Origin of the sequence: Nostoc mirabile CHAB5784 (genome assembly GCF_020829645.1) — a bacterium.
Classification (GTDB): domain Bacteria; phylum Cyanobacteriota; class Cyanobacteriia; order Cyanobacteriales; family Nostocaceae; genus Nostoc; species Nostoc mirabile.
The window spans coordinates 1-7,923 of sequence record NZ_JAIVFS010000195.1; the positions used below are offsets into that span (position 1 = coordinate 1).

Annotated in this window: 7 protein-coding genes and 3 pseudogenes; 6 read left to right on the plus strand and 4 right to left on the minus strand. The window is 40.9% G+C overall.

The genetic code is table 11. The features are described from left to right. Positions 1 to 360 precede the first annotated feature (360 nt). From LC653_RS43485 to LC653_RS43495, 3 genes are all read left to right on the plus strand, one after another. The gene (locus LC653_RS43485; protein ID WP_308189244.1) at positions 361 to 867 is read left to right on the plus strand and encodes a condensation domain-containing protein; all 507 of its coding nucleotides are present in this window, start codon (positions 361 to 363) and stop codon (positions 865 to 867) included. Positions 868 to 1,246: 379 nt separating this feature from the next. Beyond that, positions 1,247 to 1,702, plus strand: a complete 456-nt coding sequence (locus tag LC653_RS43490; RefSeq protein ID WP_229501461.1) for a condensation domain-containing protein — start codon at positions 1,247 to 1,249, stop codon at positions 1,700 to 1,702. Between the two features lie 104 nt (positions 1,703 to 1,806). Further along, positions 1,807 to 2,241 (plus strand): hypothetical protein, encoded by a 435-nt coding sequence (locus tag LC653_RS43495; RefSeq protein ID WP_229501462.1) that lies wholly within the window; start codon positions 1,807 to 1,809, stop codon positions 2,239 to 2,241. A gap of 5 nt (positions 2,242 to 2,246) precedes the next feature. Here the strand turns inward: LC653_RS43495 and LC653_RS43500 are convergent. Together LC653_RS43500 and LC653_RS43505 are read right to left on the minus strand one after the other, a co-directional pair. Next, positions 2,247 to 2,369, minus strand: a pseudogene (locus tag LC653_RS43500) (IS4 family transposase); the annotation flags it as partial. 228 nt (positions 2,370 to 2,597) lie between these two features. Beyond that, a complete protein-coding gene (locus LC653_RS43505; protein ID WP_229501463.1) occupies positions 2,598 to 3,302 on the minus strand; it encodes a DUF192 domain-containing protein in 705 nt (234 codons plus the stop codon). 116 nt (positions 3,303 to 3,418) lie between these two features. Here LC653_RS43505 and LC653_RS43510 point away from each other — a divergent pair. Beyond that, positions 3,419 to 3,842: pseudogene (locus LC653_RS43510) on the plus strand (IS982 family transposase); the annotation flags it as partial. A gap of 44 nt (positions 3,843 to 3,886) precedes the next feature. On the opposite strand, the gene LC653_RS43515 reads toward LC653_RS43510, so the two are convergent. Together LC653_RS43515 and LC653_RS48170 are read right to left on the minus strand one after the other, a co-directional pair. Further along, complete coding sequence (locus LC653_RS43515; RefSeq protein ID WP_229501464.1) at positions 3,887 to 5,092, minus strand: AIPR family protein; 1,206 nt, start codon at positions 5,090 to 5,092, stop codon at positions 3,887 to 3,889. A 453-nt stretch (positions 5,093 to 5,545) separates the two neighbouring features. After that, a pseudogene (locus LC653_RS48170) lies at positions 5,546 to 5,769 on the minus strand (hypothetical protein); the annotation flags it as partial. Between the two features lie 670 nt (positions 5,770 to 6,439). Between LC653_RS48170 and LC653_RS43520 the strand changes: the two are divergent. Together LC653_RS43520 and LC653_RS43525 are read left to right on the plus strand one after the other, a co-directional pair. Further along, entirely contained in the window at positions 6,440 to 7,402 is a 963-nt protein-coding gene (locus tag LC653_RS43520) for a ParM/StbA family protein (protein ID WP_229501466.1), read from the plus strand. A gap of 2 nt (positions 7,403 to 7,404) precedes the next feature. Next, a complete protein-coding gene (locus LC653_RS43525; RefSeq protein ID WP_229501465.1) occupies positions 7,405 to 7,695 on the plus strand; it encodes a hypothetical protein in 291 nt (96 codons plus the stop codon). Positions 7,696 to 7,923: the final 228 nt, after the last annotated feature.

Here is a 7,923-nt window from a genome sequence, read left to right on the forward strand (position 1 = left end):
TGTGGCGATCGCTTCCATGACACTGCATCAAGGACGACCGCCTGACCCCTCCTCGACTGTTCAATAACTTTCAAAGCTGTAGCCCTTATTCCGTATAGCTTAGAGCTTTTCTTAGTGCCATTCGTCTCTAGACCAAAGACTCATTGCTATTACCAGACTGACCACTAACTGCGCTGGTAGCGGTAAGCGAAGCCATGCCGCAGGCTTATCGCATGCGTTCCTCTTCAGTTTTGGTATTAGCGATGCCTTCGGCAAGCAACGCTTACGCCTGTTCAATTGCCGTTGCTGGAATAGCCAGGAATTGCAAATCAGGACGGAAATTTACGCACAGTTCCGGTTGCTCCAGGGATTCCACAGCACATGGCAGAAAAGGTAATTACCCTCGATTATGGAAATCCTCAATCTCTCGATATCATTGCAGCTAATGCTCATGATTTGGCTGCTGTTTTGGTGGAACCTCTACAAAGTCGTCGACCAGATTTACACCACGATACACTGCGATCGCACTTTGAGATAACAGAGTCTGGTTGGCAGCAATTTATCAGTAGTTCTGAACCCGAAGTTCCCATTACTTGCTGGGATTTCTTAACGCTGGCAGAAGCACAAGCAGAAGCGATGGAACTAGCTGCTACTGAATTACAAGCTAGCTTCAACCTGTCAGCAGGCTCGCTTGTAAGAGTGGCTTTGTTTGATTTGGGTGTTTACAAGCGTTGCCGCCTCCTTATTGTCATTCACCACTTAGTTGTGGATGGAGTTTCTTGGCGAATTTTGCTTGAGGACTTGCAGACAGCTTACAACCAACTAAGCAAGGGTGAGGCAATATCTTTATCATTAAAAACAACTTCTGTCAAGCAATGGGCTGTGTAGTGGTGGATGTCTGCATGTGGTGTCAAGCGATCGCGCCGCCGATCCTGAAGCCTTAGCAGATTACTTTTTCCGCCATTCCATAGACTGCCTCAAGATTGTGCCATCTCACTTAAAAGCATTAGACTTGTCCGTAAATTTAAAACCCAGTCTGTACAAGGATTTTAAAGGGTGCTTATATGTCTTCGCTCAACGTAGCAATCAGGTTTTGAGATAGTTAATGATAGTTTAGAGACAAAAAGTATGATTTTCAAATTTTGAGTGTCAACACAATTTATTATTCTATACAATCCGCAAAAGCTATATATGGTAAATATTAGGATTTATAAAAATTAAATTTTATATCCTATCTTTACGGGAATTTAATTTTCGGACGGGTCTATTGCTGAGTGCCAAGAAGAGCAAACAAGTTCTCCCCCGTCAGCGACTCGTGTTAGGAGGTGAGGCAACAAATTGGAATTTGATTGAGCAGATTCAGCAATTAGCACCAGATTGTCAAATTTTTAACCACTATGACCAACCGTTTCAGGTCGTTTATCGGCATGTAAACTTGCCTTGGGAGCAGCATGATTGGCGGGGAGTTTCTCCAACTGAGCAACAACAATTGCTAGAGAATTTCTTACAGACGGATCGAGAGCAGGACTTTGACCTTGACAAACCCCTACTCATGCGTCTAAATCTGATCCAGCTAGCTGACGACAAACACCAATTTATCTGGAGCAAACACCATCTAATTCTAGATGGCTGGTCAACGGCAATTGTTTTCAAGGAAGTTTTTGACGCTTACGAAGCATTGCATCAAGGTAGCGATTTGTCTGTGATCCGCAGCAGACCTTAGCGATCGCTGGAAATGGTAATCGGTCTTTTAGGCATCCTCAAAGCTGGTGGAGCCTATGTCCCAATAGATCCAGACTATCCACAACATTGCTTGCGACTCAAGTCATGTCCCGCTTGTACAAAGCTTTCCAGATAGAGCTACCACTGCGCTATTTGTTCGAGTCACCGACTATTGCCGGATTAGCAGAGCATATTGAGACAGCAATAAGAACTGGGTCAGGATTAACAGTTGGGCCTCTTGAGTCGGTTTCACGGGACAAAGACTTGCCCCTATCCTTCTCCCAACAACGTCTCTGGCTCGTCAACCAATTGGAGCCTAACAACTCGTTGTACAATATTCCCGCAGCAGTGCGCCTAACAGGTCTACTTAACATCGCAGATATAGAAGAGAACTTAGTCCTTAGCGCTGTCCCACCGCTTAAAAGAGAGAACTTCCAAAAACTTACTTATTCAATTATTCAAGTATTGAATAGTATGCAGGTAGATAGTCAGAGTTGGAGTTTTGACTTATCTAAACTGTCTGATTTGGTCGGCACTTGATTTGGTAGTCTACCGACATATGTTTGCACACCTATTCTCTTAATCCTTTGCCCTTTAAAAGTTGCAGAGCTATAGGCGCTCGCTATCATTAAAATCAGAGAAGTTAGTCGATTATTAGAGACAAGAGTCAGTAAATCGCAAAGTTTTGCTTAAGGGCGATCGCCAATTAGAATCTAAGTATAAGCTAGTTTTAACTTATACGTTATCAATAAACAAAACTTATAGTTCTTGAAAGAAGTTCAAAAACTGAAATTATAAGGAATGTGCGCCAAGTTACCAAATATTGGCGCTCTCTCTCTTGGAAAAAAGTTTGCGATTTACTAAATTTAGATGCGTTTGCCCTGGCGATCGCACTTCTACCCGCCTGAACGGTTACTTTTTCTCTTCCAGTTTTGATATTTCATCTGTAAAACACTAAATATAGCAAAGATTAGTGTACCTAGAGATGAAGAAGACTCAGGTATAGGTGAAATTATAATCCGTGTACCTTTACTTAATCCCACTTCGCCTGTACGCCCTCCTTTCACCTCAATTACTGAGTCAACATTTATGAAGGCAATGTCCTGGGGCTTTTCAAAACCTTCACCATTAATTCCTACTGGTTTTGATTTAAACAAAAAAATATCATTAAGACTGATATTTGCTATCTGGTTAACATCTACTACAGGGGAATAAAGTGGACAATACTCTGTCAAGCATGGCTGTACATTCTGTGCAATTTCCACCACTGTTGATTTGTAGAGAAAAATCAAATCTAATGGGATTAGTGTATTCCTCATCCAAAAAACTGCAGGTGATGGTGTTTGAGGAAAAAGCATTCCCTGATTATCAGGTAAAAAAGTTCTGTTCTTTAACCCTATTGCTTGCTGCTGAAGAGTTTCAGCTACTTCTAAATTAAAAGTTTGACCTGCTAAATTAGCAGTAGCTGAAATTGGTAATACCTGTCTTTGGCTTAACTGTTCTTGATTTGTTGATTGAGCTTGTACTATCGGTTGTCCAACAAAGATAAATCCTGCACTTAGAGCAAGCCTTAACCAATAAGTGGTGTTTTTGATAGTCATAAATATTAAAGATGATTATTTTGACTTTATACTGCAATCAAATCATACCTTATGTGTTATGCACCATTAGGGTGTAATACCAATTTTATCTGAAGTTGCATAGAATAAAAGGATATATTGATGGATTACCAATACCTTTGTGTGGCTTCAGTGGCGCTCACAACTGCCGGAGTTTCAAATCCCAAGCAGATTATGGCTTTTGTGCTGCTAAGAAACAGACGTACTATGGGTTTCATGGTCATTTAATCATTAGTGGCACAGGAGTTATTAGTGGGTTTACCCTCACTCCGGCAAATGGCAGTAAACGAGAGGCACTTTGGGATTTAATCACGCGAATTCAAGGTTTATTAATCGGAGACAAGGGAAATTTTAAGTCATTTTTTGTCAGGAGAACTGGCTCTTGCGGGTATTACTTTACAAACCCCTCTGCGTTCTAATATGCCTGACTCTCGTAGCCAATCTTCAGTTCGATTAATGCAACGTTTTCGTCGCCTAATTGAAACAGTAATTGGTCAATTAGTTGAGAGATTTCATATAGAGATTTGTTTTTGTTACACCTTCCGCCAGCTTGCTGCCTTTTACTTTTAACCTGAAGTCAGCGTTAATTTTTCACGCTTGGCTGAGTTAACCATTTTCACCAAGTGCTGATTTAGATAACTTTGTGCCGAAATGTACAAACTTTCCCAAATTTCTTGGTTGCGACTGATTTTTGTGCCTACCGTATTTCCTGCTATTTTCTCCGATACTAAATATTTACGGAAAGAGTTCGTCCACAAGTGTTGCAAAAAATCCTCGGCGAATTCGTTAAACGGCAGAATCCATTTATAGTCTTTATCCAAAAACACCCGGTAGGATGCAATTATCGGTAGTGCCAAGTCGGTTGGCGCACCAAACCCAAAAGAGTACTTGCTGTCAGGCAAAAGGGTGGTTTTACGTGTATCTATTGATGCTAAGTCATTGACACCCTTTCTCTTGGGGTTGCTGATATGTTCTTGGATAAGTTCATACAGTCTTTGCTCTATCCACAAGGCTTGAGAAAGCAGAGGCAGTAGGGCGGTTAATCTTTCCCTTTCTGTGTCTGTGATTTGACTGGGTATACTCAGACCTGTCGGATGCTTGGTTCGTTTATTGCCTTCGGGGTTGTATCTATTTCTATCAAGAGAGGTAATCAACTTCAGCAAATGGTTCACATTGCACTGGGCATTTCCGGGAGCGCCGCTTTGATTCTGGTAATAGGCAATGCGGAATTTTCTCCCTTCGGCGATTTCTAGCTGGGCTAAATACTGCTTGATGAATTTGTAATTTCCTCTGGCGTTCACTTTAGAACGCGAATCTACTGGCGTTGTGGTATTGCTTGCCAAGGCTATATCTTTAGCTTCATCTTCCACCAGCCCGATGTGGATGGTCACTTTTACTCTGGCTTGGCTTAGGTCGTATCTGTAATTTTTAGCATTTGAAAATGCTAAAACTGTATGACCTCCGTTGATAATGCCATCGCTACCCCCCTCGCTAGCCTCCAAAATCTCTAGTTCAAGTGAAGTTTTGTTTTTGTTGGGCTTAACTTTGTTTACACACAGAGTTATTCCACTGTGACGCGAGAAGAATTTTTCCGGTTGAGTCGTCACAGAGTTCAAGATTTGCCTATATGTCGCACTTTTGCAGTTTGGTTCCCTGATGTTCGGTTCTAGTGGTAAGTCTGTGGGGAAGCTGTCTACATGGGCAGTGGCGATGATGCAATTGAGGTTAGCTTGAAAATAATTATCTATTTTTATGTTCCAAGTCTTGGGCATAGTTTATTTTTCGATGTCAATGGAATTTATATGTTAACCAAAACCCTTACGCTGATATCGCCTTTTGAGAAATGCCGTGTACCCTTAAGCATTGCACTACAATACATAGCATGACATATCGGCAGTTATTCTGTCAGCTTGAGGATAGCCCTTGGGCCATCCAATACTGTCGGGTGCCAAATTAATTGACCACTTGCCAAATATTAACCACATCGGGAAGTGCCTGCTTTATTTGGCAAAGTAACAACAAAAGTACCTTTTCGATGCGTGCAACAGCTTTTGCTCTGTTGATAGTACTGTTAATAACCCAAGTTGCGGGTTATAAAATTATGATGCTTCGTAACCGTTGATTTAGATAAATGCACATAAAAAGTTGGCGGTTGCGCTAAAATGTAACCGGAATTTAGAGTTAAGCATTGATATACCGTGTAATCTGCGATTAAAACGTGTTTATATAACATAATTTAATATCAATTTATGATCTTTCATATAGCTACAAGCCTTACTATGATTCCCATTAAAGAACATCGCGGCGCAGATAGCCGAAGGCAATAATTTCTGCGTCGTTCATGACTCGACGACAATCTTCATTATGCCCGTAGGCTAGTAAGAACCGCAGGCATCGCCTTCAACAGGTCGTCTGTGATCGCATATATGGCAATTATTCCGTTTAGCATACAGCCCTCCTAATTTTCTTCTTGGAGGGCATTTTATTGCTTAACTGTCTCAAAGCGATCGCTTATAACGCCATCGTTTTAACCATCGGTGTTCCCCGTGCTTTTAGATGCCCATATCTCCCCACGCGGTAAGTCACACCATCGACACCCAGTAATCAAAATGTACAACAGGCTATTTAATACATGGCGATATGGTCATGAGGCATTCCTTTACCACGCTTGGATGCCTGCTTAGGAAATATATCCTCAAATAACTTCCATTCTAGGTCGCTCAATCCGTTAAAACGTCCAGCCATCAACTGACACACCTAACTCAAATCAAAAGTAGATTACTACAATTTTATATTAGTGGGATAGGTTCAAGTTAATTTCTGCTGCGTTCATAAAAAAAACTTCAAAAATTGCTTACGAGGGTTATATAGGACATATATAGGTGCTATATAACCCTCATCAATCTTTTTAACTTTGGTGAGCATTTAATCCCTATATAGGATATATATAGGTAATGCTTAGGGTATAATTGACTAATTCAATCTTTGTACCCCACTTAACACCTAATAAGGGTTTGCTCAGTTATTGAGGAAAAAGATTTGTTGAGTAATAATTCTTTTTCAATAACTGCTCACCTCAACTGATAGCTTTCTTAATGAACCGTATTACATTGAAGCCGATGTCGAACATTCACACATTGCAAAAAATTTTTCCTGCTGGATTTGATAACGGTTATGGAAGCCTAAAACTTTTAGTCGATGGCTTTGAAGTAGTTCGTGCCCCCAGCTATATTTCCACAGCCGAAATGGAAAATGTCCCAGGAAGGGTAGTTTTTAACGGTACTGCTTACACAGTTGGAGAATCAGCTTTCCGTACAGGAAATTATTTTGACCGCAACGCAGATAACAATCAAAACAAAGTCAATAATGCGCTGTTGACATTATTAGGTGCATTGGCACATCTGCCACACCGTAAGGCTTGGCATTTAAAATTAGTCGTCAGCTTACATGATGTTGATCTGGCTGATGAATTACAAAAAGTACTAAATGGAGAATATCAGCCGATACTTGCTGGCAAACAATCAGATGTGAAGGTAGAAGTCATTAAAGTTGTACTAGAGGGAATGGGTGCATTGTTTGGGCATAAACTACCCAAAAAATTAACCATTTTAGACTTTGGCAATGGTACGACTCTGTATTCTCGTTACAACCAGGGGAAGCGAGAAGTTCACACCGCCTACCCCATCGGTGTAGAAGTTCTCATCGATGATATTTCTCAAAAAATGAAACATTTAAATGGGGGAAAAATCGGGGATGCATCCAAGATTCGATTTTGTCTGGAAATGGGACATACCAAGTACAGCCGTGACATTGATATCAAAGATGTCTACAGCGCAAGTTTAAAAGATTGGTATGAAAAATACTTAAAAAAAGTGGTAAATCTGACACTGGATGCCAAACACCAAGGGGATGAAATCTGGGCGATTGGTGGAGGCTGCCTGTTACCAGGATTTAAGAAGCTATTAGAGAAGAACGGTTTCAAGATTCTCGACAATCCGGTGGAAGCTAATGTCTTTGGACTTCTAGAAATGGCAAAAACCATCCTGAGTAAGAATTCACCAACTACAACTAGCAAGTTATAACAATGACACAGAAACAAGACTTGGCCCCGGAAAAAGTTCGGATCAAAGATAGCTACCGGGAGCGGATATTTGCAGAATCACAACAAATAGGTAAAAGTTACCTGGAGACGCTTTACTTTATTATTGATTGCTATTTTGTTTTCATCAAGGCTGGATTACCCCCACAACAAGGATCTTTCACGCCGATTAATACTGACCAAAACAAACCCCAGCAGGCGACTCCCGAGCCATCACCAGACTCTAAACCAGAAGATCCTGATGGCGAAACATTCAGCCTTGATTTTGATTTATAACCGTCAGAGTCAGGTGGCAACTTCCCGGCAGCACCAATAATTTGGGAGCATCCACTTTTGGCAGAAACACTCAAATAGCAAGCCAACCATTGAGATAAGCTTAACGGGACTTAAACAAAAATTAAGCCCAAATAAAGCCTAAACTGGCTTTATAAGCAGCAAACAGGTCACGGTTAAGGGTTAACCAATCGAAAAATCGATAAGACATTGCTGTTCTAAAAGCCTCTA

Bases quoted from the DNA above. Each gene is read 5' to 3' on its own strand.
- LC653_RS43485 (WP_308189244.1), top strand. From the start codon at position 361: ATGGCAGAAAAGGTAATTACCCTCGATTATGGAAATCCTCAATCTCTC.
- LC653_RS43495 (WP_229501462.1), top strand. From the start codon at position 1,807: ATGTCCCGCTTGTACAAAGCTTTCCAGATAGAGCTACCACTGCGCTAT.
- LC653_RS43505 (WP_229501463.1), bottom strand. From the start codon at position 3,302: ATGACTATCAAAAACACCACTTATTGGTTAAGGCTTGCTCTAAGTGCA.
- LC653_RS43515 (WP_229501464.1), bottom strand. From the start codon at position 5,092: ATGCCCAAGACTTGGAACATAAAAATAGATAATTATTTTCAAGCTAAC.
- LC653_RS43520 (WP_229501466.1), top strand. From the start codon at position 6,440: ATGTCGAACATTCACACATTGCAAAAAATTTTTCCTGCTGGATTTGAT.
- LC653_RS43525 (WP_229501465.1), top strand. From the start codon at position 7,405: ATGACACAGAAACAAGACTTGGCCCCGGAAAAAGTTCGGATCAAAGAT.